The organism is Streptomyces sp. PsTaAH-137, assembly GCF_003259365.1.
GTDB lineage: Bacteria > Actinomycetota > Actinomycetes > Streptomycetales > Streptomycetaceae > Streptomyces.
In genome coordinates this window covers 659,579-685,105 of record NZ_QLLY01000001.1, presented here as the reverse complement: position 1 = coordinate 685,105, position 25,527 = coordinate 659,579, and the positions used below count along the sequence as shown (strand labels likewise).

The window sequence follows — 25,527 nt, the reverse complement described above, 5'->3', positions numbered from 1 at the left end:
CTTTCCCTGGCGCGTTTCTGCTGGCAGATTGGGCCTCGCTCCTCAACGACGCGCAGAAAGAGGTCCCGCATGAGCCCGCAGTTCGGCGACTACCAGTACGAGATCTACCTCGACGGACTGCGCGGTGTCGTCCCCACGCTCCCCATGGAGTTCGGCGAGCTGGAGCGGCGGGCCGAGGCGGCGCTGCCGCCGTCGATCTGGTCGTATGTGGCCGGTGGCGCCGGGGACGAGCGGACCCAGCGGGCGAATGTGGAGGCGTTCGGGCGCTACGGGCTGATGCCCCGCATGATGGTGGGCGCCACCCAGCGGGACCTGTCCGTGGACCTCTTCGGGCACCGGCTGGCGTCGCCGCTGTTCATGGCGCCGGTCGGGGTGATCGGGCTGTGCGCGCAGGACGGGCACGGCGATCTGGCCACGGCGCGGGCCGCGGCGCGCACCGGGGTGCCGATGGTGGCGTCGACGCTGACGGTGGACCCGCTGGAGGACGTGGCCGCCGAGTTCGGTGACACCCCCGGCTTCTTCCAGCTGTACACGCCGACCGACCGGGCGCTCGCGGAGAGCCTGGTCAAGCGGGCCGAGGCGGCGGGTTACAAGGGCATCGTGGTCACCCTCGACACCTGGGTGACGGGCTGGCGCCCGCGCGACCTGTCCACGGCGAACTTTCCGCAGCTGCGCGGCCACTGTCTCGCCAACTACACCTCCGACCCGCGCTTCAAGGAGCTCACCCCGTCCGACGATCCGCAGGCCGTCGTCGGCTCCTGGGTGGGCCTCTTCGGCAATCCGCTCACCTGGGACGACCTGCCGTGGCTGCGGTCGCTGACCGATCTGCCGCTGATCCTGAAGGGCGTCTGCCACCCGGAGGACGTGCGCCGCGCCCGGGACGGCGGCGTGGACGGCATCTACTGCTCGACGCACGGCGGCCGCCAGGCCAACGGCGGCCTGGCGGCGCTCGACGCGCTGCCCGGCGTCGTCGAGGCGGCCGACGGCATGCCGGTGCTCTTCGACTCCGGGGTCCGCTCGGGCGCCGACATCGTGAAGGCGCTCGCGCTGGGCGCGACGGCCGTCGGCGTCGGACGCCCGTACGCGTACGGGCTCGCCGTGGGCGGCGAGGACGGCATCGTGCACGTGCTGCGCTCACTGCTCGCCGAGGCCGATCTGACGATGGCCGTCGACGGCTACCCGACGCTCGCGGATCTGACGCCGGAGTCCCTGGTCACGCTTCCGCGGGGCTGACGGGTAGCAGCTGCGGGCGGCGGGCGGCGCGCCCGTCGCCGGAGGACCTGCCGCGCAGCCGCCGGCCGAGCCACGGCCCCAGGTACGAGGCGAGCCAGCGCAGTTCGGCCGCCGCCGCGCGGGCCGCGGCCGGCTGCGGGGGCAGCGGCCGGGTCCAGGAGTCGTCGCTGCCGGGCAGGTGGAGGGCGTCGGCGACCGCGGCCGCGATCCGGGCGTGGCCGAGCGGGCTCGCGTGCAGCCGGTCGGCAGCCCACAGCCGCGGGTCGATGAAGACCGGCGCGTGCGCGGTCTCCGCGACGGCGACGTCGTGGCGTTCGGCGGCGACCCGGATCCGGGCGTTGAGCGCGGTGATCCGGCCGCCCAGCGGGCGGGCCACCGGGATCATCCTGCCGACGTCGGGGAAGGTCACCGTGGCCACCTTGGCGCCCGCCTCCGTCAGCGCGGCGAACATGGCCTCCAGGTGGCCGGCCGTCTCGTCGGCGTCGAAGGACGGCCGCATCAGGTCGTTGACCCCGGCCACGACCGTCGCCAGGTCGGGGCGCAGGGCGAGCGCGGGCTGGAGCTGCTCTGCGCGGACCTGCCCGGCGAGGCGGCCGCGCACCGCGAGATTCGCGTACCGCGTCCCGGAGTCCAGCTCCGCGAGCCGTTCGGCGAGGCGGTCGGCGCAGCCGCGCAGCCCGGTGGTGTCGTCGCCGTCGCCGACGCCCTCGGTCTGGCTGTCGCCGAGCGCCACGTAGCGCAGGTAGGTCGCCGGAGGGGCGGAGGAGGAAGAAGGGTTCATCGCTCCGCCCGTGCCGTGCGCAGGTCCAGGATCTCCAGGGCGCGGCGGCCCCAGCGGAGGTTCTCCTCCTCGAAGGAGATGCCGCGCAGCAGGGTCAGATACGGGCCGACCCGCTCGCCGTCGCGCAGGAACTCCTCCTCCGTCATGCCCTGGAGAAGGTGGGCGCGCACGCGCTCGTAGCGGGCGAGCTTGCCCGTCGCCCACGTCATGCGCTCCTCGATGTGGGCGCGCACGGCGGCCGTGTCGCCGATGTCCGACGCCTGCACCTTGACCATCAGTTCGTCGCGCACCGCCATGGGGCGCGGTTCCTTGGTGGTGAAGGCGGCGAGGTCGGCGCGGCCGTCGTCGGTGAGCGTGAACAGCCGCTTGTTCGGCCTGCGCTCCTGCGGCACGACGCGTGCCCGGATCAGGCCGTCGGCGGCGAGCCGCTCCAGCTCCCGGTAGAGCTGCTGGGGCGTCGCCGCCCAGAAGTTCGACACGGACACGTCGAAGATCTTCGCCAGGTCGTAGCCCGACGCCTCACCCTCCAGCAGGGCCGCGAGCACCGCGTATCTGAGAGACATCTGGACACCGTACAGCGATGCGATTACTTTCATCCACACCTATTCAATTAGTTGAGTACGGATGGATCGGCGGGCCGGTGGCCCGGGAATCAGGAGAGGTGTCGCCATGGAGGCATTCCGCAAGGCCGTGGAGGCGAACGATCACGCGGCGATCGAGGCGCTGCTCGCCGACGACGTCGTGTTCACCAGCCCGGTGGTCTTCAAGCCGTACCCGGGCAAGGCGATCACCGCGGCGATCCTGCGCGGGGTGACCCGGGTCTTCGAGGACTTCCACTACGTACGGGAGATCAACGACGCGGGCGGCCGCGATCACGCGCTCGTCTTCGCGGCGCGGGTCGGCGACCGGGAGCTGACCGGCTGCGACTTCCTGCACGTGAACGACGAGGGGCTGATCGACGAGTTCACCGTCATGGTGCGGCCGCTGTCGGGGGCGAACGCGTTGCAGGCGGCGATGGCGGCGCAGTTCGACCAGATCGCGCAGGAGGCCGCTCAGGAGTCCTGAGGTGCCGTACGGGCGCGCAGTCCGGCCAGCAGCTCCGTCGCCGCCTCCCAGCCGAACGGGCCGTCCGCGAGGCGCACGCCCATCGTCCGCAGCCGGCGCACGCTCTCCTGGTAGGCCGGATGCCGGGCCAGTTCCGCGCTGACGCAGGGGGCGGCGGCGACCGGCACACCCGCGCCGAAGGCCTCGCAGAGCGTGGCCACGGCCAGGGTGTCGGCGATGCCCGCGGCCCATTTGTTGAGGGTGTTGAAGGTGGCGGGGGCGACCACGACGGCGTCGGCGGACGGGAACGGCCGCGGGGTGCCCGGCCGACGGGACGCCGCTCTGACCGGGCGGCCCGTCTGTGCCCGGACCGCCTCGACGTCGAAGAAGCCGTCGGCCGCCGTGGGGGTAGCGATCACCCCGACGTCCCAGCCGGCCTCCTGGGCCGGGCCGATCAGCTTGCCGATGCCGTCGGCGGCCCCGGCCGCGCACACGACGACGTAGAGGAAGGGCGCCTTCGCGGGCGGTTCAGGCAGGTTCACCGGTCACCTTCCGGATCAGGTCGGTCAGGGCGGCCACCACCGCGTCGAGCCCCCGGTGCGGGGTGACGGGTTCGTCCACGTACAGGTCACGGCGGAGTTCCAGCATGACGGCGGTGACCCGGCGGTCCGTGCCGTAGTGGCGCAAGGGAACGTACGTGCCCGCGAACGGGGTGTCCAGGCCGCTCTCGCCGAGCGGGGCGAACGCCGTGCGCGCGTGGGCGAGGAGCGTGTCCGGGGTGTGGAAGGGGTCGGTGCCGAGGCAGACCGGCGGGCGGGGGCCGGTGCCGTGCAGTTCGTAGGGCAGGGCGCGGCTCGGATAGGAGTGCACGTCGATGACGACCGCGCGGCCGGTCGCGGTCAGCCGGTCCTCGACCGCCCGGGTCATCGCCTCTGCGTAGGGCTCGAAGTAGCGGGCGAGCAGGGCGGCTTCGTCCGGTGCGGGCTCGGCGCGCAGCGGGGCGCGGTGGGTGGTGCGGGTGTAGACGGCGCCCATGCCGACCGCGTGCATCTCCTCGCGCTCGTCGGGGAACCGCTCGGGGTCGACGACCAGCCTGGAGCGTTCGTTGACGAACCGCCAGGGTGTCACGGGCGCGTCCCGGGCGGCGCGGGCGGCGATCTCCTGGGTGTGCGCGTCGGTGATCAGGTCCAGCTCCCGCTCCAGGGCCGCGTCACCGAGGAGGATGCCGGAGCGGACGTCCGGCGGGATCGTGCGGGAGCCGTGCGGCACGTGCAGGATCACCGGCGACTGCGGGGCGCCGGGGAGGAGGCGGTGTGCGGGTCCTTCGGCGTCCGTGGTGTGCATGACCCCAGCCTGCCCGGCGCCCCGGGCGCCACACGGGGCGGGGTCCGCGAACGGCCCCGCCCCGTCGTTCGCTCACCCTCCTAGCGGACCGGGCCCACGGGGCCGGTGAGCGGAAGCACGGCCTGGCACTTCACCGGGCGCGGGTGCGCGGGGTCGAGCGCGTTCAGCACGTACGTGAGGGTGATCGGGTCGTACGCGGCTTCGAGGTGATCGGTGAGGTCGAGGGCGCAGGAGTCCTGGACGCGGATGTTGCGGACCGTCGCGCCCGGACCCGCCGTCAAGTAGCTGTTGGTGTACGGCGTGACGACCTCGTCGTACTTGCTGGCGATGACCGTGTAGTCGACGCCCGGCACGGTGTCGCCGCCCGCGTCGAGCTGCTTGTTGAAGTCCGAGCCGATCTCCTGCTCGACGAGGGCCGGACTGGTCTTGGTCAGCAGGTCGTTGGCCGGTTCCAGCAGGTGCAGGGCTTTGCCGAGCTCGGTGATGCCGCTCAGGGTGGTGCCGTGGTTGGACGGGGTGATGCCGATCAGCTTGGCGACCTTCCCCGCGGCGTCCGGGTCGTTCTTCAGGTAGTAGCGCGGCATCGGGCCGCCGCCCTGCGAGTGCCCGACCAGGTCGACCTCGGCGGCTCCGGTGGCGGCGCGCACCTTGTCGACGAAGGTGCCCAGCTTCGCGGCGCTGTCCTTCATGGGACCGGTGCCCTGGACGGCGCCGGTCTCGCTGTCGGAGCCGTAGTTGAAGGCGAAGACGCAGTACCCGTTGTTGGCCAGCAGGGGCGCCGCGCCCCGCCAGTTGTCGTTCATGTTCTCCAGCGTGCCGTGGATGAGGACGACGGGCTGCGGGTGCTCGGCGCTCGGCCGGCACGCCCAGTCGTTGGCTCCGTCGGGGGCCTGGCCCGCCTGAAGAAATCCCTTGAGGAATCCGCTGGTGAAGTTGTACTCGACCGGCCGGGAACTGTCGGCCGCCGAGGCGCTCGGCGCGCCAAGAGCGAGCAGCCCGGAAATCCCAAGGGCGCTCGCGGCTACCGCGCCGAAAATCGTGTGTCTCATTTCCAGTACCGTCCCTTGTTCTGGAATACCGCGCCAATAGCGGCGTCGGACGGCGAGAAGCTAGAAGCAGTTCCGGGCCACGGCAACGGTGTGGGCAGAGGGATGCGTGAGGCGCGCAGGACGGTGCCAGGATTTGGCTCGCGGCCGCCACCGAAGGTGTCACCCACATGAGTGTTTTGCCGGTAGTCCCACCCGGACGGCCCACGATATCGCTGGTGAGCGGCCCACCGGCGACGCTATTTGACTTGCCGTCAACATCTTGACCCGTGAGTAACAACGGCCCATACTCGGCGGGACGGACGGGAGTTGAGGTGGGGCATGAACGCTTCCGGCACGGCCGGCGCGCCGGGCTTCGGCGGCGCGTGGGCGGCCTTTCCGCAGCGGCTCGCGGCGGAACTCCGCAAGGAGAACCGCACCCTTGCCGCCGAGATCATTCATGAAATCCGCCGCCAGATCCCGGAATTCTCCCGCCCGTTGTCAGGGCAGTTCGGCGCCGCCATCCAGAACGGGGTGGAAACCGCTCTCGCGGAATTCGTCGACCGGGTGGAGGAGGGCGGCGGGGAACTCGACGCGGAGCGGCTGCCCGTCTACCGGGCCCTGGGCCGCGGCGAGTTGTCGGAGGGCCGCAGCCTCGACGCGTTGCAGGCCGCGTACCGGCTCGGCGGCCGGGTCGCGTGGCGGCGCTATGTGCGCGTCGCCCGCCGTCTGTCGCTCGCCACGGACGCGGTGGCGCAGCTCGCGGAGACCGCCTTCACGCACATCGACGAGATCGCGGCCGCGTCCGTCGCCGCGTACGCCCGGGCCCAGGCCGACGCGGCAGGCACGCTCGGCCGCCGCAGACACCGCCTGCTCACCCTGCTGATCGCGCCCGACCCCTCCCCCGGCCCGCATCCGCGTACGGCCCGGTCGGACCCCGTGCCCGACGACGTGCTGCGGCAGGCGGCGCGGGACGCGGAGTGGCCGCTGCCACGGACGGTGGCGGCGGTCGCCCTGAGCCCGGGGCCGGGTCCGCGCACGGGCGTGCCCGGCAGGCCGTCGCACGGGCTGCGGCTGCCGTCGCTGGTGCTCGCCGATCTCGACGGGCCCGCGCCGTGCCTGCTGGTGCCCGATCCGGCGGAGCTGTTCGCCGACCCCCTGCTGCGGCAGGCGCTGCAGGACCGCGCGGGTGCCACGGGCCCGGTCGTGCCGCTGCGGCAGGCCGCCGACTCCCTGCGCTGGGCCCGCTCGCTGCGCGCCCACGCCCCGGCGGGCGAGCCCGCCGACGCCGACCGGCGGCTCACGGATCTGCTGCTGCTCGCCGATCCCCCGCTGGTCCGGCTCATGGCGGCCCGGCGGCTCGCCCCGCTGGACGCGCTCACGCCGAAACAGCGCGACCGGCTCTCGCACACCCTGCTCGCCCATCTGCAGACGCCGCACGGCAGCGCCCCGGAACTCGCCGAGCGCCTCGCGATCCACCCGCAGACCGCCCGGCAGCGGCTGCACCATCTCCAGCGTCTGTTCGGCGCCCAGCTCGCCGATCCCGACGCCCGCTTCGAGCTGGAGGCGGCGCTGCGGGCGGGCCTCGCCTGAGCCGCGCGGGCCCCAGGAATATGCCGGGGGCGCACCCTGTTGACGGCCGCGAAGGAGGCAACAGTGGAGCAGCAGGAGTACTACTCGCACGGAACGGCCGCGGAGCGCTGGGAGCGGGCGCGGATGTTCTTCGACGCCAAGGAGTACGCGACCGCCGCCCGGGTTCTGGACGGTCTCGTCGCCGAGGTCCCGGAGCAGGTCGCCCCGCGTCTGCTGCTGGCCCGCTCCTACTACCACTCGGCGCAACTGCGGCGCGCCGAGGCCGAGCTGCGCACCATCGTGGAGCGCGACCCGGTGGAGCACTACGCCCGGCTGATGCTCGGCCGCACGCTGGAGCGGCAGGGCCGGGACACCGAGGCGGCGCCGCACCTGCGGATGGCGGCGGCCCTCGCCGGGGACTTCCCCGAGGACTGATCACCGGCGGTGCGGCCGAGGCGGGACGGTCCGGGGGCCTCGGCTAGCCTTGCGAGACGATGAACCGCACCGACAAGGCCGCCCCCGCACCCGTCCTGACCACACCCTGGTCCGACCTGGCCCTCACCCGCCATCCCGAGGACCCGCGCGACCCGCTGCGCGCCTGGGACGCGGCCGACGCCTATCTGCTGAAGCACCTCGCCGAGCAGGGCGTCGACCTGTCCGGGTCCGTCGTGGTCGTCGGGGACCGCTGGGGCGCCCTGGGCACGGCCCTCGCGGGGACGGGCGGCCGCGCGCCGACGGTGATCTCGGACTCGTACCTCGGCCTGGAGGCCACGCGGACCAACCTCAAGCGCAACGGCCTCTCGGGGCCGACCCTGCTGACCACGCAGGACACCCCGCCGGCCCGGGCGGACGTGCTCCTCGTGCGCGTCCCGAAGAGCCTGGCGCTCCTGGAGGACCAGCTGCACCGGCTGCGGCCCGCCGTCCACGCGGGCACGGTGGTCGTCGGCACCGGCATGGTCAAGGAGATCCACACCTCGACGCTCCAGCTGTTCGAGCGGATCATCGGCCCGACCCGCACCTCGCTCGCCGAGAAGAAGGCGCGGCTGATCTTCACCACCCCCGATCCGTCCCTGACGCCGGGCCCGAACCCCTGGCCGCACCGGTACGCGCTGCCCGACGACATCGGCCCACTCGCGGGCCGCACGGTCGTCAATCACGCAGGGGTGTTCTGCGCCGAGCACCTCGACATCGGCACCCGCTTCCTCCTCCAGCACCTGCCGCGGGCCACGGACGCCCGACGGATCGTCGACCTCGGCTGCGGGAACGGAGTGGTCGGCACGACGGCCGCGCTGACCCATCCCGACGCAGAGGTCCTCTTCACCGACGAGTCGTACCAGGCGGTGGCGTCCGCCGAGGCCACGTACCGGGAGAACGCGTCGGGTGAGGCGCGCTTCCGGGCCGCCGACGGTCTGGAGGGCGTCCCGGACGGCAGTGTCGACCTCGTCCTGAACAACCCGCCCTTCCACTCCCACCAGGCGACGACCGACGCGACGGCCTGGCGCATGTTCACGCAGGCACGTGCCGCGCTGGCGCCGGGCGGTGAGCTGTGGGTGGTGGGCAACCGGCACCTGGGCTACCACCTCAAGCTGCGCCGCCTGTTCGGCACCAGTGAACTGGTCGCGGGCGACCCGAAGTTCGTGATCCTGAAGGCCGTGAAGCAGGCGTCACGGGCGCGGGGCCGCCGGCAGTGACAGGGCGAGCGCGGCGGCCAGCAGGCACACCGCGCCGCATCCGGCGAGGAACACCCCGGCGCCCCGGGCCGCCGCGACAAGACCGGCGAGCGGCAGCAGCAGCGGGCTCAGTCCGAGGGTGCACAGCGAGGTGACCGAGGTGACCCGGCCGGTGTAGCCGGGGTCGGTCCACTGCTGGAGGAGGGCGTGGCCGAGGACCATGGGCACCCCGCTCGCGGCGCCGAGCAGCGCGCACAGGGCGACGGCGGCGCCGGGTCCCGGGCGGGCGAGCCCGATGGCGGCGACGAGCCCGCCGGTGAGGGCCAGGCTCGCGGCGAGCAGGGTACGCGGTGCGGGCACACGGCGTACGAGGGTGAGCGCGACGCCCGCCGCCGCGCCCGCCACGCTGAACGCGCCGAGCAGCAGCGACAGGGTGCCGGGGTGCCAGCCGCGCTCGTCGGTGAACAGGACCAGCGCGGCGCCGACGGGACCGCTGAAGCACATCTCGCCGAGCCCGATGACGGCGACGAGCCGCACGAGGGCACGGTGTCTCCCCAAGTAGCGGATCCCGTCGCGGAGTTGGGACCCGGCGGAGGCCGCGACCGGTTCCGGTGCGCCGGGCACGCGCAGCCGGGCGAGCAGCACCAGGGACACGGCGAACAGCGCGCCGACCGCCGTGAACGCCCCTGCCGCACCGCCCGCGGTGAGCGCCGCGCCCGCCGCGAACGGCCCCGCGGTGTTGGCGCACCGCACCGCGAGGGACCGCATGCCCTGGACGCGCGTCAGCTGGTCGGGCGCGGTCAGCCGCGGGGGCAGCGCGCCCACGGCCGGGAGGAACAGCGCGTCGGCGACGCCGAAGCAGACCGCGAGCGCGCACAGCACCGCGAGGTGGGCACCGCCCGCGGAGAGGGCGGCGGCCACGGCGAGCACGGTCAGACAGCGCGCGAGATCGCTGCCGATGAGCACCCGGCGCGGCCCGAGCCGGTCGGCGAGCACTCCGCCGCCGAGCATGAGAAGAGCGCGGGGCACGGCGCCGGCGGCGAGGACGAACCCGGCCTGCGCGGGTCCGGCGGTGTCGACGACGGCCCAGGTGAGGGCGGTCATGTAGAGGACATCGCCGGTGACGGATGTGGTGTAGGCGCCGAGCCAGCGCAGCACGTTCGGATCGCGGTGGGCGGCCGGCGCGGACACCGTCGCGGTCATGCCCCCGCTGCCTCGTCGGAGGGGAACGCCTGGAACTGCACGGTGGCAGGCACGGCGCCGGGCGCGGGCTCCTTGTCCCGGTACCGGGCGACGACGGCGTACAACTCGCTTTTCAGCGCGTGCAGTTCGTCGGGCGTGACCCGCACGCTGAAGTCGCTGAAGGCGGACACGGCGAACCACGCGTCGGGCATGGCGGGCACGGTCCGCGCGGCGGCCGCGCGCAGCCTCTCGGCCGCGGCGAGGGCGACGGCCCGGGCGTAGTCCCGCCCCTCGGGTCCGCCGCGCTCGGCCGGGTCGTGCTGCGAGGCCCGGTGCAGCGCCCGCCACCACCGGTCCCGCCGATTGCCGCGCTCGACGTCCTCCTCGATGAGTCCGCCCGCCGCGAGCCGGCGCAGGTGGTAGCTGGCGACCCCGGAGTCGAGGTCGAAGCGCCGCGCCAACTGCCGTGCGGTCGCGGGTCCCCGGCGCCGCAGGTCGTCGAGGAGCGCGAGCCGCACGGGGTGGGCGAGCACCCGGAGCGCGGCGGTGTCGAGGGTGAACTCGGCCTCGACGGGCGGGACATGCGGGTCGTGGGGCTGTTCGTCGGCGGCTTCTCGCATGGCACCCGAGCGTAGAAGGAGAAGAGTCGTTCGGGAAGAGTTCTTCGCGAACACTTCTTCGCGATCGGCCGTCCGGGAAATCGAAAGAACTTCCCCAACAAGTGCATCCACGCGCTGACTTGGGCCGGTAGTACGGGGTGAGTCAGCGGGCTCTATCCCGTCCGCTCACCTCACTCGTCGTCGGCGCCCGGTGCGCCTGCACGCCCGGGCGTCGGCGGCGTTCACCATGGATCACGCGCACACCTTGTGGGAGCGATTCCCTCCGGGACACGATGCCCGGATGAAGGGTGATCTTTTCGCGAATGAGTTCATGGTGCAGGCCGCTGTGGCGCCGGGCATGTCCGTGCAGAACGCCAAGTCGATCCGGTACGTCGTCGACGGGGAGATGATGGCGCGGCAGGGGGCGATGATCGCCTACCGGGGGAATCTGCAGTTCGAGCGCAAGGGCCAGGGCGTCGGCGGGATGCTGAAGCGGGCCGTCACCGGCGAGGGGCTTCCCCTGATGAAGGTGAAGGGCAGAGGCGAGGCCTGGTTCGCGCAAGAGGCGCAGAACGTGTTCGTGGTGGACCTCGAACCGGGCGACGTGTTCACCGTCAACGGGCGCAACGTGCTCTGCTTCGACCCCACGCTGTCCTACGACATCAAGACGGTGAAGGGCGCCGGCATCAGCGGCGGCGGCCTGTTCAACAGCGTGTTCACGGGGCACGGCCGCCTCGGCCTGGTCTGCGAGGGCAATCCGCTGGTGCTGCCGGTGGCGCCGCAGCAGCCGGTGTACGTCGACACGGACGCGATCGTGGGCTGGACCGCCGACCTGCGGACCTCCCTGCACCGTTCGCAGTCCATCGGGTCGATGATCCGCGGCGGGTCCGGGGAGGCGGTCCAACTCATGCTGGAGGGCGAGGGGTTCGTGGTGGTGCGGCCGAGCGAGGCGACCCCGCAGAAGCCGCAGCAGCACTAGCGGACAGGGGCCTTCCCCGACCGCTCGGCGACCGCGATCTTCGCCAGTTTGGTGAGCATCATGCCGTTGCGCACCTTCACCAGGTAGTCCACGGGCAGCCCGTGCATCCGGGTGCCCGGGCCCCGCAGGGGATGCCAGTCGAGGACGAACAGCGTGTGCTCGCCCCACGGGATCAGCCGCATGGCGACGCGGGCGGCGCCGAACGGCTCCGCCTTCGCCTCCAGCTCCAGCCGCTGCCCGGGCTCGCAGATCCGGACGATGCTGATGTCGTCGGTGGTCAGCGGGCCGATGCCGACCCGGAACCGCAGCGTGGTGCCCACGGCGGGCCAGTCCGGGTCCACCGCGAGCACCTGCTGGTTCCCGGTCACCCATTCGCCGTAGCGATGGCCGTCGGACAGCAGCCGCCACACCTCGGCGGGCGGGCTCAGGACGAGTCGGCGGTTGCGGGCCACGGCGATCACGCTCCTTCTCAGGACAAGCGTGCGACCCCGGTGCCACTCCGGCAACCGCCGACCCGGGGCCGGCCTAGCCGCGGTACGTCTCCAGCAGCCGCAGCCACACCTCGCTCACCGTCGGGTACGCCGGCACCGCGTGCCACAGGCGCTCGATCGGCACCTCGCCTGCGATCGCGACGGTCGCCGAGTGGATGAGTTCGCCGACGCCGGGGCCGACGAACGTGACGCCGAGCAGCACCTCGCGGTCCAGGTCGACGATCATGCGGGCGCGGCCGGTGTAGCCGTCCGCGTAGAGGCTGGATCCGGCCACGTTCGCCAGGTCGTAGTCGACGGCGCGGACGCGGTGCCCGGCCGCCTCCGCCTCGGCGAGGGTCAGGCCCGCGCTCGCCGCCTCGGGGTCGGTGAAGACGACCTGCGGGACGGCGGCGTGGTCGGCGGTGGCGGCGTGGGCGCCCCACGGGTCGGTCTCGAGGAGCGGGACCCCGGAGGCCCGGGCGGTGATCGCGGCGCCCGCGATGCGCGCCTGGTACTTCCCCTGGTGGGTGAGGAGCGCCCGGTGGTTGGCGTCGCCGACCGCGTACAGCCAGTCGCTGCCCTCGACGCGGAGGCTGTCGTCCACGGTCAGCCAGGAGCCGGGGGCGAGACCGACCGTGTCCAGGCCGATGTCCTCGGTGCGCGGGGCGCGGCCCGTCGCGAACAGGATCTCGTCCGCCTCCAGGACCGTCCCGTCGGTCAGCGTGGCCGAGATCGTGCCGTCCGTGCGTTCGACGGCCGTGACCGACACGCCCGTCCGCACGTCGGCTCCGGCCTCGCGCAGGGCGTCGACGACCAGCTCCCCGGCGAACGGCTCCATCCGGTCCAGCACGCCGGCGCCGCGCACCAGCAGGGTGACCTGCGAGCCGAGCGCCTGCCAGGCCGTGGCCATCTCGACGGCGACGACCCCGCCGCCGACCACGATCAGACGTCCGGGCGCACGGTCGGCGCTGGTCGCCTCCCGGCTGGTCCAGGGCTTGATCTCCGGCAGTCCCGGCAGGTCGGGCAGGGCGGCGCTCGTGCCGGTGCAGACCGCGACGGCGTGCCGGGCGGTGAGCACGGTCACCGTGCCGTCCTCGGCGGTCACCGTGACCCGGCGGGGCCCGTCGAGGCGGCCGTGGCCCCGGTAGAGATCCGCCCCGATGGACTCGATCCAGCCGACCTGGCCGTCGTCCTTCCAGTGAGCGGTGAAATCGTCGCGGTGGGCGAGCACGGCGGCCGTGTCGAGCGGTCCCTGAACGGCCTGGCGCAGGCCCGGCACCCGCCGGGCGTCGGCCCGCGCGATCACCGGGCGCAGCAGCGCCTTGCTGGGCATGCAGGCCCAGTACGAGCATTCGCCGCCGACGAGCTCGCTCTCCACGATCGCCGCGCTCAGGCCGCCTGCCCGCACCCGGTCGGCGACGTTCTCCCCGACCGGTCCCGCCCCGAGCACTACAACGTCGTACGCGTGGTCATTCGTGGTATCCGTGGCATGTGTCATGACGCCCAGTGTGGTCGTAGGTGTGCGTGCGGGCCACATGGGTATGGGCGCGGAATACGTCCGTCATGCGGACGGTTGTGCACAAAGGCATTGCCCCCTACGGCTTCGCCCCCGAACCCAGGAAGCAGGAAGAGGGAAACACCATGAGCAGCACCACCATGGAGCTGACGAAGGAGAACTTCGATCAGACGGTCACGGAGAACGAGTTCGTGCTGATCGACTTCTGGGCGTCCTGGTGCGGGCCCTGCAAGCAGTTCGCCCCGGTCTACGAGAAGGCCGCCGAGTCCAACCCCGACCTGGTCTTCGGAAAGGTCGACACGGAGGCGCAGCCCGAGCTGGCCGCCGCCTTCGGCATTCAGTCGATCCCCACGCTGATGATCGTCCGTGACCAGGTGGCCGTGTTCGCCCAGCCGGGCGCGCTCCCCCAGGAGGCGCTGGACGACGTGATCGGCCAGGCCCGCAAGCTGGACATGGACGAGGTCCGCAAGTCCGTCGCCGAGCAGCAGGCTCAGCAAGGGCAGCAGGGACAGCCGACCGACGAGGCCTGAGCCCTTCGGGGCGGGTGCGGCCGGGGTCAGGTGGACTCGCGCCGCACCAGGCTCGCGCCGAGCACGTCCCTGGTCTCCGGCTCGGCTGCCGGGGTGCGCACGAGCCGGTCGACGAACTCCGCCAGTTCCTGCCCGGAGGGCAGGGCGAGCCGGACGGTCGTCAGGCGGGGCCGCAGCAGTCGCCCGAGCATCAGATCGTCGGCGCCGACGACGGACACGTCGTCGGGGATGCCGACGCCCGCGTCCTGCAACGCCCGCATCAGCAGCATCGCGTACTCGTCGTTGAAGGCGAAGACGGCGCCGAGCCCCGACTCTCTTATCCTCGCGACCACTTGGGCCGCGCTCTCCTCGTCGTAGGAGACCGGCAGCGCGACCGCCTCGGCGCCTGCCTGCCGAATGCCCGCGAGGCGTGGTGCGGCGAACGCGTCCAGGCCCTCCTCCCGCGGCATCAGCACCCCGATCCGACGGTGCCCGCGCTCCCGCAGATGGTCCGCCGCGACCCGGCCCACCGCGCGGTGGTCGGCGATCAGGGCGTGTGCTCCCTCGACCGGTTCCGCGCCGAGCGTGATGACGGCCTTGGCGCCGGACCGTTGCAGGATGCCGATGCCGCGCCGGCCCATGCCGACCGGGGCGAGGACGGCGACGGGCCGCAGTTCGGCCCAGGCGCGGGCCGCGTCGTCGCCGCCGACGCCCACGCTCCCGTACTGCACGGCGGTGTAGTCGAACCGGCTCAGCGCCCACTGGAACTCGTTGAGGAATCCGCTGTACAGGGTGCCGGCCGGTACGTCGGGCGCCGGCATGAGGACGATGCGGGTGTGCCCGGCGCGCAGGCTGCGGGCGGCCGCGTGCGGGACGTAGCCGAGCTCCTTGGCGGCCTCGTGGACGCGACGCCGGGTGGGTTCGCTGATCCGTACGGCGCTGGTGTTGTTCAGGACGTAGCTGACGGTGGCGCGCGAGACCCCGGCCTGGCGCGCGACGTCCGCGCTCGTCGGCGCCGAGCCGCGGGACGGGCCCACGGAATCGCCGGGCGCGGGCTGCTGACTGGGTATCTGCGGTTTCTCCACCATGACGTACGGCATCCTTCCAGAAGGGGTGCCCGCACCGGACGCCGGGCGGGCACTCCGTGCCGTACGTGCCTTCAACACGCTTTCGCGCGGCGGCCGTTGAGGTGCCTAGCCGTCGGCGAGCACCTTCCACACTCCGGGGTCCTCGAAGCCCAGCGCCCACAGCACCGTGTGCGGGACGCCGTGGTCGCGCAGCACCGTCAGGTGGGCTGCGGTGCCGCGCGCGTCCTGGTACCAGACGGTGCGGCGGGTCGTGCCGTCCTGGTAGGTGAAGTGCGGGGTGCTGGAGTCGGGATCGAGGGTGTACGGCGCCTTTTCCTTGCGGCGCAGGGCCTCGGCGTCCTTCCATGTCACGTGCCGGGCGCGGGCCTTGTCGCCGACCGCCCAGTTCCAGCCGTAGGCGGGCAGCCCCATCTCCAGCTTGGCGCGCGGGACTTGGGCGGTGGCCGTGGCCAGGATCTCGTCGTACCACTGCGGCGTGGAGAGCGGGCCGGGGGCGCCCTCGGCGTAGTGCAGGTTGTACGCCATGACGCGGACCCGGTCGGCGGCGGCGCCAAGACGCTCGTAGTCCCAGACGCGGCCGCTGGTACGGGTCTTGGGGGTCACGGTGACGAAGCACTGCTTGCGCATCTCGTGCAGGCGGGCGCAGAGACCGGTGACGAAGTCGGCGTACCCGGTGCGCACGGCGCGGTAGGTGGCGTCGGGGCTCGGCGCGATGGTCTCGTAGTCGAGGTCGATGCCGTCGTAGTCGCGGCTGCGGACCACGGCGAGGAGCGCGTCGATGTGTTCGGCGCGGCGGTCGGCGCTGGTCATGACGGCGCCGAGGGCGCCGGGCTTCATGGTCTCCATCACCGTCGGGACGACCTGGATGCCCTTGTCGTGCAGGCCGTTGATGATGCGGCGCTCCCCTGCGCCGGGGTGGCCGTCGACGCGGCCCGCGGACTTCACCTGGTACCAGAAGGGGCTGATGGTGCGGATCTGGGCGGCGTGTTCCAGGGCGTCCTGGTAGGCGTTCTCCTGGTCCCAGTACGGCAGCCAGGCCGAGACGGTGCGCGGCGGGGCCAGGGTGTCGGCGGCCGGGGTGTCGGCGGCCCGTGCGGTGACGGGCGCGAGGGCGCCGGCCAGGAGCAGCAACGCGGGGAGTGCGGTCAGGGCGGTCAGGTGTATGCGTCGTCGTGCCATGCCCCGAGCCTGTGGGCCGACCGCCGGACCCGCCGCACGGATTGGGCCGTCCAGGCTCTAACGTGACCCGCGTGACTGCCTTTACGGATGATTCCGCGAACGAGCACCCCGGCCGCTTCGGTGCGACGGCCACGGTGGAGGCCGAGCCGCGCCGGGTGGGCCCGGTGCGCACCGAGTACGCGCCCGCGCACGACGGCGACCCCGATCCGGGGGAGATCGTCTGGACGTGGGTGCCCTACGAGGAGAACGACGGGCGCGGCAAGGACCGTCCCGTTCTCGTCGTCGCCCGCGAGGCGGCCGGGACGCTGCTGGCCGTGCAGTTGTCGAGCAAGCGGCACGACCAGGACCGCGAGTGGGTGGCGCTCGGCTCCGGGCCGTGGGACCGGGAGGGCCGCGACTCGTGGGTGGATCTGGACCGGGTGCTGCGGGTGCACGACCAGGGGATGCGGCGCGAGGCGTGCGCCCTGGACCGCGGCCGGTTCAACACGGTGGTGCTGCGGCTGCGGGAGCGCTACGGCTGGCGCTGAGCGGCCCTGGGAGACAGGCCCTGGCGGCCGGTGAGGACCCGCTCGAACGCCGAGCGGGTCGCCGCGTCCTTCGTGCGGTCGAGGATCGCGAAGACGACCTGCTCGAAACGGCCGTGGAAGCGGCCGTCCAGCAGGTCCGCGAAGGCCCGCGCGACCTGCTCGGGTTCGTTGCGGAACACGCCGCAGCCCCACGCGCCGAGCACCAGGCGTCGGTAGCCGTGCAGCGCCGCGACCTCCAGGACGCGCCCGGCGCGGCTCGCGAGGGCGGCGGGGATCCGGTCGACCCGCTCCGGGGTGTGGCGGGCGATCACCCCGGCGTTCGGCGCGGGTGAGGTCAGGAAGCCCACCTCGAAGGGCTCGTCGAGGAGCCGGCCGCGGTCGTCCCGGAACACCGGTACGCCGGGGCTGTGGATGACCCGGTCGGTGTAGAAGACATCGCGGTCGGCGCGGTGGTGCTCGTAGAACTCCGGCGCTTCGAGCAGGCAGGTGTAGAGCGCCGAGGACCGGCAGACGGCCTCCTCCTGGGCCTGTGCCCCGTTCAGGAAACCGCCGCCGGGGTTGCGGGCGGACGCGAAGTTCAGCACCGCGATCCGCTCCGCCCGCTCCCCCGTCATGCGGCGCGCCGCGTCGAGGCTGCTCTCCCCCGTGACCTCGACCGACGGCGTCGCCACGGCCGGCGCGTGCGGCACGGTCACCGGCTCGGGACCGTACACGCGAGTCCCTTCCCTGGCCCGTGCCACCGCGTCGGCGAGGTGGATCGTGCGCCCGTCCCCCGTGACGTACTCCCCCGCGGCGACGATCTCCTCCGTGCGCTGCGCGATCTCCCGCAGCCGGGCGCTCACACGCCCTCCCCCGTCTTTCTCATGAACCCATCGTGTGCGCTCGGTGACCTCGCGGACAACAGGTTTTCGCCGGGCGAATCGGGCCACTCCCACCATGAGGCGCACCCTTGTGCGATTCCCGGCGAGGGTCTTGGGTAGGACGAGCGTTGCCCGAAAAGGCCCGACCCGGGCCGAATCGACGCCATGGCCCCGACCGGGGACCATGGAACGGGTGAGGACCAGGAGGAATCCCGGTATGAGCGAGGCAGACTGTACGAGCCCCGGTGTACTGCGCACCGAGGCCGAGGTGGAGGCCCTGATCCGGGGCATCTGCTTCAAGACCGGACCGCCGCGCACGGTCGGTGTCGAACTGGAATGGATCGTCCACGAGCCGCGCCCGCAGGGGGCGCCCTGGCTCCCACTGGCTCCCGAACGACTCGACGCGGCCTATGTCGCACTGCGTGCCGTGCCCCTGCACTCGGCACTCACGGTGGAACCCGGCGGCCAGCTGGAGCTCAGTTCGCTCCCCGCCGCCACCCTCACGGAATGCGTCTCGGCCATGCGGGCCGATCTGACCACCGTCCGCTCCGTGCTCCGCGAGCACGGCCTCGCACTCTCGGGCCAGGGCACCGACCCCTGGCGGCCGCCCCGCCGCGTCCTGCACGAACCCCGCTACGACGCCCTGGAGGCCTCCCTCGACCGGGCCGGTCCCGCCGGCCGCTCCATGATGTGCTCGTCCGCGTCCGTCCAGGTGTGCCTGGACGCGGGGTACGAGGAACCGGGCCCCCTGGGCCACGGCAGGCGCTGGGTGCTGTCCCACCTGCTCGGCGCCGTCCTCGTCGCCGCCTTCGCCAACTCACCGATGCTGTCCGGGCGGGCCACCGGCTGGCGCTCCACGCGGCAGCTGCTGTGGGAGCGCATCGACCGGGGACGCTCCGGGGCGCCCGGCCCGGCCGCGGAGCCGCGCACGGCCTGGGCGCGGCACGTCCTCGACGCGCCGGTGATGTGCGTACGCCGGGAGAGCGGGCCGTGGGAGGTGCCCGAACGGCTGACGTTCGGTGAGTGGGTGCGCACGGGTGCTCCGCGCCCGCCGACCCGGTCCGACCTCGACTACCACCTGACCACGCTGTTCCCGCCGGTGCGCCCGCGCGGCCACCTCGAACTCCGCATGATCGACGCCCAGGACGGCGACGACGGCTGGCTGATCCCGCTCGCCGTGACGACGGCCCTGTTCGACGATCCGCAGGCCGCCGAGACCGCGTACCGGGCCGTGAAGCCGCTGGCGGAGCGCTCCGGGCCGCTGCCCGCGCCGCACAACCCGCTGTGGCAGGACGCGGCCCGCCTCGCCCTCACCGATCCGGAGCTGCGGGAGGCGGCCGCGGCCTGCTTCACCGCGGCGCTCGACGCGCTCCCCCGGATCGGCGCGGACCCCGGGGTGATCCGGGCCGTCGCCGACTTCACACAGCGCTACGTCCTGCGGGGCCGCTGTCCCGCCGACGACGTGCTCGACCGGCTCAGCGGTCCCGCGACCGCATCCGCACAGGGGAGGACCGTCCGCTCATGACCAGTCAGCAGACCCCGGAAGGCGCGGAGAGCGGGGCCATGGACCCGGAGGCGCTCAGGAGCCGCGCGGTCGAGGCCCTGGAGACCGCGCGGCTGCGCACGACGCTGCTCACGAGCTGCGTCGAGGAGCCCGAACTGACGGCGCAGCACTCGCCGTTGATGTCCCCGCTGGTGTGGGATCTCGCGCACATCGGCAATCAGGAGGAGCAGTGGCTGCTGCGGGCCGTCGGCGGCCGGGAGGCGATCCGGCCGGAGATCGACCCGCTGTACGACGCGTTCGAGCATCCGCGTGCCGAGCGCCCCAAGCTGCCGCTGCTGGCGCCGCAGGAGGCACGCGGCTACGCGGCGGAGGTGCGCGGTCGGGCCCTGGACGTGCTGGCCGGCGCGTCGTTCGACGCCGAAGGAGGCGCGCGGCTGACCCGGTCGGGCTTCGCCTTCGGCATGATCGCCCAGCACGAGCAGCAGCACGACGAAACGATGCTGATCACCCATCAGCTCCGTACGGGTGCGACGGCGTTGACCGCTCCGGACCCCGAACCGCTCGCCGTCCCGTTCACCGGACCGGCCGAAGTGCTCGTACCCGGCGGCCCGTTCACGATGGGGACGTCCGCGGAGCCCTGGGCACTGGACAACGAGCGGCCCGCCCACACCCGCCTGGTGCCGCCGTTCCTCATCGACACCGCGCCGGTGACGAACGGGAGGTATCTGGAGTTCATCGCCGACGGCGGCTACCGCACGCCCGACTGGTGGTCGTCGGCGGGCTGGGCCATGGTGCGCGACCACGGCCTGGAGGCACCGCTGTTCTGGCGGCGGGACGCGGGCGGCCAGTGGCTGCGCCGGCGGTTCGGGGTGACGGAGGTGGTGCCGCCCGACGAGCCGGTGCTGCACGTGAGCTGGTACGAGGCCGACGCCTATGCCCGCTGGGCGGGGCGCCGGCTGCCGACGGAGGAGGAGTGGGAGAAGGCGGCCCGCTTCGATCCGGCGACGGGCCGCTCGACGCGCTACCCGTGGGGCGACGCCGATCCGACGCCGGAGCGGGCGAACCTGGGCCAGCGCCATCTGCGCCCGGCCCCCGCCGGCAGCTATCCGCTCGGTGCGTCGCCGCTCGGGGTGCGGCAGCTGATCGGTGACGTGTGGGAGTGGACGGCCAGCGACTTCCTGCCCTATCCCGGCTTCGCCCCCTACCCGTACCGCGAGTACTCGGAGGTCTTCTTCGGCTCCGACCACAAGGTGCTGCGCGGCGGGTCGTTCGCGGTGGACCGGATCGCCTGCCGGGGCACGTTCCGCAACTGGGACCTTCCGGTGCGCCGCCAGATCTTCTCGGGTTTCCGCACGGCGCGGGACGCCCAGGCGCGGGAGGACGGTTCCTGATGTGCCGTCATCTTGCCTACCTGGGACCACCGGTGGCGCTCGGCGAGGTGCTGAACGCGCCGCCGCACAGTCTGTTCCGCCAGTCCTGGGAGCCGCGCAGACAGCGGCACGGGACGGTCAACGCCGACGGTTTCGGCGTGGGCTGGTACGCGGACGGGGACCCGGTGCCCGCCCGTTACCGCCGCTTCGGGCCGGTCTGGGGCGACGCCGCGTACGCGGATCTGACCCGGGTCGTCCGCTCCGGGGCGCTGCTGGCCGCCGTACGGGACGCGACGCTCGCGGGCGCGGACGGGGAGGCCGCCGCGGCGCCGTACGCGGCGGGCCCCTGGCTGTTCAGCCACAACGGCGCGGTGCCGGGCTGGCCCGGGTCGCTGGCCCCGCTCGTGTCCGCGCTGCCCGCCGCCGGCCTGCTGTCGATGGAGGCGCGGTGCGACGCGGCGTTCCTGTGGGCGCTCGCCCTGCACCGGCTGCGCACCGGGGACGAGCCCGCCCAGGCGCTGGCCGACACCGTGCTCGACGTGGCCGAGGCGCAGCCCGCGGCCCGTCTCAACCTCCTGCTCACCAACGGCGAGACGATCGCCGCGACGGCCTGGGGCGACACCTTGTGGTACCTCGCCGACCCCGCTCGCGGCACCGTCGTCGCCTCCGAGCCCTACGACGACGATCCGCGCTGGGTCGAGGTGCCCGACCGCACCCTGCTCGCCGCGAGCCGCACCGACGTCCTGCTCACCCCGCTCAAGGAGCCCGCGTGACCACGAACCCCCCATTTGACGTCACCCGCACCCTGCCCGAGGACGCGACCGGCGCGGCCCTGCGGGCCGACGTCCTGCACGGTCTGACCCGCTCCCCCAAGACGCTGCCGCCCAAGTGGTTCTACGACGCGCGCGGCAGCGAGCTGTTCGACGAGATCACGACGCTGCCCGAGTACTACCCGACCCGGGCCGAGCGGGAGATCCTGGTGGCCCGCGCGTCCGAGATCGCGGCGGCGACCGGGGCGCGCACCCTGGTCGAGCTGGGCTCGGGCTCGTCGGACAAGACCCGCCATCTGCTGGACGCGCTGCCGGATCTCGCGGCGTACGTGCCGGTGGACGTCAGCGAGAGCGCGCTGCGCGGTGCGGCGCGTTCGCTGCACGCCGACCGTCCCGGACTCGACATCCACGCGCTCGTCGCCGACTTCACCCGCGATCTGGTGCTCCCCGCGACTCCGGGGCCGCGTCTGGTGGCGTTCCTCGGGGGCACGATCGGCAATCTGCTGCCCGAGGAGCGGACGGCGTTCCTCGCGTCGGTGCGCGGGATGCTCTCGCCGGGCGACTTCTTCCTGCTCGGCACGGACCTGGTCAAGGACGAGGCCGAGCTGGTCGCCGCGTACGACGACGCGGCCGGGGTCACGGCCGCGTTCAACAAGAACGTGCTGGCCGTGATGAACCGGGAGCTGGGCGCCGACTTCGACCCGGCCGCCTTCGGGCATGTCGCCCTGTGGGACGGGCGGGCCGAGTGGATCGAGATGCGGCTGCGCTCCGCTCGGGAGCAGGTCGTCAAGATTCCGGCGCTGGATCTGGTGGTCGAGTTCGCGGACGGTGAGGAGGTACGGACCGAGGTGTCCGCCAAGTTCCGGCGGAACGGGGTCGCGGGCGAACTGCGCTCCGCCGGGATGGAGTTGACGCACTGGTGGACCGATGACGCGGGGCGGTTCGCGTTGTCGCTCAGCGGGGTCGGGGGCTGAGGAGTTCTCCGGGTGCCGGCGCGTCGTGGCTGGTGGCACAGTTCCCCGCGCCCCTGACGGGGCGCCGGTCTCCGTCTACTCGGCCCGGTCGTCCAGGCGCTTCGTGATCTCCTTCGACGCCTTCTGGGCCTCCGTCTTCGGGTCGGCGCCCATCAGGACCCGGGACATGTAGGACTTGATGGGGTTGTCGGCGGCCTCCACGGCCGCCCAGAGGGGGGAGGCCGGGGTCGCCTTGCCGTGGGCGGCGCCCACGGCCATCGCGGCGACACCGGGCTCGCCGGCCACCGCGGCGGCGAGCGTGGTCTTGTTCGGCACGTAGTTCATGGTCCTGGCCAGGTCGGTGTTCCACTTCTTCCCGGCCAGGGCCTCCACCACGGCGACCGCGGCCGAGCGGTGGGCGGTGTGTGCGGGGATGACGAGGTCGGAGCCGCCGGTGAACACGGCACCGGCGCGCGCCGCCGTCTTCCCCGGGATCGGGAAGAAGCCCAGCTTGTCCTTCAGGGACGGGTTCTTCTGGAGAATGCGCTGCGCGGAGCCCGGCACCGAGATGATCTGGGCGACGTCGCCCTCGGCGAACCGGTCGGCCTGCGAGGGGTGTTCCTCGTCGGCGTCCTTGGGGCCGTCACCGAGCGCCTGGAGCTGACCGTAGAACGCCATGCCGCGCAGGGCCGCGTCGGTGTGCAGGGCGCCGGTCCAGGTGCCCGCCGACTCGTGGGCGAGTTCACCGCCCTCGTCCCAGATGAAGCCGGACAGCGTGTACCAGTCCTGCCCGGCGAGGTAGATGCCCTGTGTGCCGCCGGAGTCGAGGCGGCGCGTCATGTCGAGCCATTCGTCCCGGGTCTTCGGCGGCTTCTTGATGCCGGCCGCGTCGAAGAGGGACGTGTTGTAGATGACGACGCGGTTGGCCGCGTACCAGGGGATGCCGAACTGGCGGCCGTTGTCGGCGCCGGGCTCGGCGAGGCCGGGCAGCCAGTCGTCCATGCCGAGGTCGCGCGCGGACTCCAGCGAGAGCTCCAGCAGCCCGTCCCCGTCGGCGTATCCCGGGACCTGGGTGTTGCCGACCTCGATGACGTCGGGGACGCCGGAGCCCCCGTCCTTGGTGGCGAGCGCCTTGGTGACCTTCTCGCCGATGCCCGTCCACTCCTGGATGCGGACGTCGAGGCGCAGATCGCCGTGCTCGGCCTCGAAGTCCTTGGTGAACCGTTCGATGAAGGCGTCCGACGCGCTGCCCTGCATCAGCCACACGGTGACGGTGGTCCGTCCCGCGTCACCGCCCGGCAGCACATTGCACGCCGTGGTCAGCAGGCCGGACGCGGCGACGAGGGGACCGAGGGACAGCAGGGCACGGCGGGAGATCACGAGGGTCACTTTCTGCCTGCGGACAGGGAGGTTCGGCCCGACGTGGGGGAACGAGCGAAACGCTCGTACGGGTGTGGCTGGATTTTGGTATGGACCATTGCCGCGGTCAAGAGTTACCGGGAAGTAAGTCGAACGCGTGATCCCTCGCGCAAGTCCCCGGCCTGAGGCACGGTGGAAGCATGTCGAATCACACGTACCGCGTCACGGAGATCGTCGGCACCTCCCACGAGGGGATCGACCAGGCGATCCGCAATGGCATCAGCCGTGCCTCGCAGACCCTGCGCAACCTCGACTGGTTCGAGGTCACCCAGGTCCGGGGCCAGATCGTGGACGGGGAGGTCGAGCACTACCAGGTGGGCCTGAAGGTGGGTTTCCGCCTCGAGGACGGTGAGTGAGCCGGTCGGCCCACCACCCGCCGTCAGGTACGTCCCTCGCGCTCCTGGGCGTCCTTCAGGGCCGTCGACGTGCTCGCCCAGCGGGCCCGCACGACGGTGAATCCGGCGCGTTCCGCCTCGTCGCAGACCAGTTCGTCGTCGTCGACGAGCATCCGGACGGTGCGGCCGCGCGCCATGCGCCGCAGGATCTCCAGCTTCGTCCGCCGGGCCGGCCTGCGGTCGTCGTCACGTCGCATGTGCAGCGTGCCCGCGGGCAGCCCCTGCGCGGCGAGCCAGGCCACGGTGTCGGCCCGGCTGCGCTCGGGCCGCCCGGTCAGGTACACGACCTCGCACTCCTCGGCGCTCTCCCGCGCCAGGGCGACGCCCTCGGACAGCGGAGGATCGTCCGGGGCCGCGCCGAAGAAGCCGTCCCAGTCCCGCGGCTTCCGCTCCAGGAACCGCTGCCGGTGCGCGGTGTCGGCGAGCGTTCCGTCGAGATCGAAAACAGCCAGCGGCTTCTTGTCGGAGGTCACGGGTTTCAGCCTATTGCCGGGAATCCCCGGTGGCTCAGTACGTTGAACAGAACGTGACCACCGTGATCGAGACGACCCGCTTCTCCGTCCTGGACCGCTCCCGCACCCGCGAGGGCCACTCCGGCCCCGACGCCCTGCGCGACACCGTCGCGCTCGCCCAGGACCTGGAGCGGCTCGGGTATCACCGGTTCTGGGTCAGCGAGCACCACGGGGTGCCCGGGGTGGCCGGTTCGGCTCCCACGGTGCTGGCGGCGGCCGTCGCGGGGGCCACGCGCAGGCTGCGCGTCGGCACCGGCGGCGTCATGCTGCCCAACCATCAGCCGCTGGTGGTGGCCGAGCAGTTCGGGGTCCTGGAGGCGCTCTTCCCGGGCCGGATCGACATGGGCCTGGGCCGGTCGGTCGGGTTCACGGACGGGGTGCGCCGGGCGCTGGGCCGGGACAAGGACGTCGCCGACGACTTCGCGGGCCAGCTCGACGAACTCCTGGCGTTCTTCACCGGTACGTCGGCGACGCGCGCCCACGCCCGCCCGTCCGAGGGGCTGACCTTGCCGCCGTTCGTCCTGGCGATGGGCGAGGGCGCCTCGATCGCGGCCCGGGCGGGTCTGCCCATGGTCATCGGCGATCTGCGCAGCCGGGAGAAGATGCTGCGCGGCATCGACCGCTACCGTGCCGAGTTCCGCCCCTCCGCGTGGGCGGCGGAACCGTACGTCGTGATCTCGGGGACGGTCGCGGTCGCGGGCAGCGAGCCGGAGGCCCGTCGGCTGCTGATCCCGGAGGCGTGGTCGATGGCGCACTCGCGCACGCACGGCACGTTCCCGCCGCTGCCGCCCGCCGAGCGGGTGGCGTCCCTGGAACTGACCGCGAAGGAGCGCGAGTTCTACGAGTCCGGCCTGCGCGGCCACATCGCGGGCACCGAGCAGCAGGTCGCCGACGAGCTGGAGACGGTGATCAAGGAGAGCGGGGCGCAGGAGGTGCTGGTGACGACCAGCACGTACGACCGTGAGGGCCTGCTGGAGTCGTACCGCCGGCTGGCCCGGATCGCCCGCCTGACACCAGCCTGACGCC

The 25,527-nt window shown here is 73.0% G+C and carries 28 protein-coding genes; 14 read left to right on the top strand and 14 right to left on the bottom strand.

Annotation, left to right across the window (positions count from 1 at the left end; all coding sequences use genetic code 11):
- The first annotated feature begins 69 nt into the window (after positions 1-69).
- On the top strand, positions 70-1,233 hold the full coding sequence (locus K377_RS02970) for an alpha-hydroxy-acid oxidizing protein (protein ID WP_111661470.1): 1,164 nt from the start codon (positions 70-72) through the stop codon (positions 1,231-1,233).
- On the opposite strand, the gene K377_RS02965 is transcribed toward K377_RS02970, so the two are convergent.
- A complete protein-coding gene (locus K377_RS02965; protein WP_111661469.1) occupies positions 1,214-2,014 on the bottom strand; it encodes an SGNH/GDSL hydrolase family protein in 801 nt (266 codons plus the stop codon). The genes K377_RS02970 and K377_RS02965 overlap by 20 nt on opposite strands.
- Complete coding sequence (locus tag K377_RS02960) at positions 2,011-2,577, bottom strand: PadR family transcriptional regulator (protein WP_111661468.1); 567 nt, start codon at positions 2,575-2,577, stop codon at positions 2,011-2,013. Before K377_RS02960 ends, K377_RS02965 begins: the two co-directional genes overlap by 4 nt.
- A gap of 106 nt (positions 2,578-2,683) precedes the next feature.
- Between K377_RS02960 and K377_RS02955 the strand changes: the two genes are divergently transcribed.
- Positions 2,684-3,079 (top strand): nuclear transport factor 2 family protein, encoded by a 396-nt coding sequence (locus K377_RS02955; RefSeq protein ID WP_111661467.1) that lies wholly within the window; start codon positions 2,684-2,686, stop codon positions 3,077-3,079.
- Here K377_RS02955 and K377_RS02950 read toward each other — a convergent pair.
- From K377_RS02950 to K377_RS02940, 3 genes are all read right to left on the bottom strand, one after another.
- A complete protein-coding gene (locus K377_RS02950) occupies positions 3,067-3,594 on the bottom strand; it encodes a flavoprotein (RefSeq protein WP_111661640.1) in 528 nt (175 codons plus the stop codon). The genes K377_RS02955 and K377_RS02950 overlap by 13 nt on opposite strands.
- Positions 3,587-4,402: an N-formylglutamate amidohydrolase gene (locus tag K377_RS02945; protein ID WP_111661466.1), complete on the bottom strand. Its 816-nt coding sequence runs from the start codon at positions 4,400-4,402 to the stop codon at positions 3,587-3,589. Before K377_RS02945 ends, K377_RS02950 begins: the two co-directional genes overlap by 8 nt.
- A gap of 80 nt (positions 4,403-4,482) precedes the next feature.
- Positions 4,483-5,451 (bottom strand): triacylglycerol lipase, encoded by a 969-nt coding sequence (locus K377_RS02940; RefSeq protein ID WP_111661465.1) that lies wholly within the window; start codon positions 5,449-5,451, stop codon positions 4,483-4,485.
- A 318-nt stretch (positions 5,452-5,769) separates the two neighbouring features.
- Here K377_RS02940 and K377_RS02935 point away from each other — a divergent pair, with 318 nt between their 5' ends.
- From K377_RS02935 to K377_RS02925, 3 genes are all read left to right on the top strand, one after another.
- Positions 5,770-7,020, top strand: a complete 1,251-nt coding sequence (locus K377_RS02935) for a helix-turn-helix domain-containing protein (RefSeq protein ID WP_111661464.1) — start codon at positions 5,770-5,772, stop codon at positions 7,018-7,020.
- 123 nt (positions 7,021-7,143) lie between these two features.
- Positions 7,144-7,434, top strand: coding sequence for a tetratricopeptide repeat protein (locus K377_RS02930; RefSeq protein WP_111661639.1), 291 nt, complete (start codon positions 7,144-7,146; stop codon positions 7,432-7,434).
- 59 nt (positions 7,435-7,493) lie between these two features.
- Positions 7,494-8,690 carry a methyltransferase gene (locus K377_RS02925; RefSeq protein WP_237551869.1) on the top strand — a complete coding sequence of 399 codons (1,197 nt, stop codon included), beginning with the start codon at positions 7,494-7,496 and terminating at the stop codon, positions 8,688-8,690.
- Here K377_RS02925 and K377_RS02920 read toward each other — a convergent pair.
- Both K377_RS02920 and K377_RS02915 read right to left on the bottom strand, forming a co-directional pair.
- Positions 8,664-9,872 (bottom strand): MFS transporter, encoded by a 1,209-nt coding sequence (locus K377_RS02920; protein ID WP_111661463.1) that lies wholly within the window; start codon positions 9,870-9,872, stop codon positions 8,664-8,666. The genes K377_RS02925 and K377_RS02920 overlap by 27 nt on opposite strands.
- The gene (locus K377_RS02915) at positions 9,869-10,471 is read right to left on the bottom strand and encodes a transcriptional regulator (protein WP_111661462.1); all 603 of its coding nucleotides are present in this window, start codon (positions 10,469-10,471) and stop codon (positions 9,869-9,871) included. The genes K377_RS02920 and K377_RS02915 overlap by 4 nt, the downstream gene beginning before the upstream one ends.
- A gap of 280 nt (positions 10,472-10,751) precedes the next feature.
- On the opposite strand from K377_RS02915, the gene K377_RS02910 reads away from it, so the two are divergent.
- Positions 10,752-11,429 carry an AIM24 family protein gene (locus tag K377_RS02910; RefSeq protein ID WP_111661461.1) on the top strand — a complete coding sequence of 226 codons (678 nt, stop codon included), beginning with the start codon at positions 10,752-10,754 and terminating at the stop codon, positions 11,427-11,429.
- Here the strand turns inward: K377_RS02910 and K377_RS02905 are convergent.
- Entirely contained in the window at positions 11,426-11,881 is a 456-nt protein-coding gene (locus tag K377_RS02905; RefSeq protein ID WP_111661637.1) for an SRPBCC family protein, read from the bottom strand. The two genes, K377_RS02910 and K377_RS02905, sit on opposite strands and share 4 nt — an antisense overlap.
- Positions 11,882-11,954: 73 nt before the next feature.
- On the bottom strand, positions 11,955-13,397 hold the full coding sequence (locus tag K377_RS02900) for an NAD(P)/FAD-dependent oxidoreductase (RefSeq protein WP_111661460.1): 1,443 nt from the start codon (positions 13,395-13,397) through the stop codon (positions 11,955-11,957).
- Positions 13,398-13,540: 143 nt separating this feature from the next.
- Here K377_RS02900 and trxA point away from each other — a divergent pair, with 143 nt between their 5' ends.
- A complete protein-coding gene (gene trxA, locus K377_RS02895) occupies positions 13,541-13,945 on the top strand; it encodes a thioredoxin (RefSeq protein WP_111661459.1) in 405 nt (134 codons plus the stop codon).
- 26 nt (positions 13,946-13,971) lie between these two features.
- On the opposite strand, the gene K377_RS02890 is transcribed toward trxA, so the two are convergent.
- Positions 13,972-15,024 carry a LacI family DNA-binding transcriptional regulator gene (locus tag K377_RS02890; protein WP_111661458.1) on the bottom strand — a complete coding sequence of 351 codons (1,053 nt, stop codon included), beginning with the start codon at positions 15,022-15,024 and terminating at the stop codon, positions 13,972-13,974.
- A gap of 93 nt (positions 15,025-15,117) precedes the next feature.
- Positions 15,118-16,191, bottom strand: coding sequence for a glycosyl hydrolase family 18 protein (locus K377_RS02885; RefSeq protein WP_111661457.1), 1,074 nt, complete (start codon positions 16,189-16,191; stop codon positions 15,118-15,120).
- Between the two features lie 71 nt (positions 16,192-16,262).
- Between K377_RS02885 and K377_RS02880 the strand changes: the two genes are divergently transcribed.
- Positions 16,263-16,718 (top strand): type II toxin-antitoxin system PemK/MazF family toxin, encoded by a 456-nt coding sequence (locus tag K377_RS02880; protein ID WP_111661636.1) that lies wholly within the window; start codon positions 16,263-16,265, stop codon positions 16,716-16,718.
- Here K377_RS02880 and K377_RS02875 read toward each other — a convergent pair.
- Complete coding sequence (locus K377_RS02875; RefSeq protein ID WP_111661456.1) at positions 16,703-17,560, bottom strand: TIGR02452 family protein; 858 nt, start codon at positions 17,558-17,560, stop codon at positions 16,703-16,705. The two genes, K377_RS02880 and K377_RS02875, sit on opposite strands and share 16 nt — an antisense overlap.
- A 235-nt stretch (positions 17,561-17,795) precedes the next feature.
- Here K377_RS02875 and egtA point away from each other — a divergent pair, with 235 nt between their 5' ends.
- Genes egtA through egtD form a run of 4 tightly spaced genes read left to right on the top strand, consistent with a single transcriptional unit; the run spans position 17,796 to position 22,196 of the window.
- Positions 17,796-19,103 (top strand): ergothioneine biosynthesis glutamate--cysteine ligase EgtA, encoded by a 1,308-nt coding sequence (gene egtA, locus K377_RS02870; protein ID WP_111661455.1) that lies wholly within the window; start codon positions 17,796-17,798, stop codon positions 19,101-19,103.
- Positions 19,100-20,473: an ergothioneine biosynthesis protein EgtB gene (gene egtB, locus K377_RS02865; protein ID WP_111661454.1), complete on the top strand. Its 1,374-nt coding sequence runs from the start codon at positions 19,100-19,102 to the stop codon at positions 20,471-20,473. The genes egtA and egtB overlap by 4 nt, the downstream gene beginning before the upstream one ends.
- Positions 20,473-21,225: an ergothioneine biosynthesis protein EgtC gene (gene egtC, locus K377_RS02860; protein ID WP_111661453.1), complete on the top strand. Its 753-nt coding sequence runs from the start codon at positions 20,473-20,475 to the stop codon at positions 21,223-21,225. The genes egtB and egtC overlap by 1 nt, the downstream gene beginning before the upstream one ends.
- Entirely contained in the window at positions 21,222-22,196 is a 975-nt protein-coding gene (gene egtD / locus K377_RS02855) for an L-histidine N(alpha)-methyltransferase (protein ID WP_111661452.1), read from the top strand. Before egtC ends, egtD begins: the two co-directional genes overlap by 4 nt.
- 75 nt (positions 22,197-22,271) lie before the next feature.
- Here egtD and K377_RS02850 read toward each other — a convergent pair whose 3' ends face one another.
- Complete coding sequence (locus K377_RS02850; protein ID WP_375605899.1) at positions 22,272-23,564, bottom strand: extracellular solute-binding protein; 1,293 nt, start codon at positions 23,562-23,564, stop codon at positions 22,272-22,274.
- Positions 23,565-23,734: 170 nt separating this feature from the next.
- Between K377_RS02850 and K377_RS02845 the strand changes: the two genes are divergently transcribed.
- Positions 23,735-23,950 (top strand): dodecin, encoded by a 216-nt coding sequence (locus K377_RS02845; RefSeq protein ID WP_111661451.1) that lies wholly within the window; start codon positions 23,735-23,737, stop codon positions 23,948-23,950.
- Positions 23,951-23,973: 23 nt separating this feature from the next.
- Here K377_RS02845 and K377_RS02840 read toward each other — a convergent pair whose 3' ends face one another.
- Complete coding sequence (locus tag K377_RS02840; RefSeq protein ID WP_111661450.1) at positions 23,974-24,462, bottom strand: HAD family acid phosphatase; 489 nt, start codon at positions 24,460-24,462, stop codon at positions 23,974-23,976.
- A 53-nt stretch (positions 24,463-24,515) separates the two neighbouring features.
- Between K377_RS02840 and K377_RS02835 the strand changes: the two genes are divergently transcribed.
- Positions 24,516-25,523, top strand: a complete 1,008-nt coding sequence (locus tag K377_RS02835) for an LLM class flavin-dependent oxidoreductase (protein WP_111661634.1) — start codon at positions 24,516-24,518, stop codon at positions 25,521-25,523.
- The last annotated feature ends 4 nt before the right edge of the window (positions 25,524-25,527 follow it).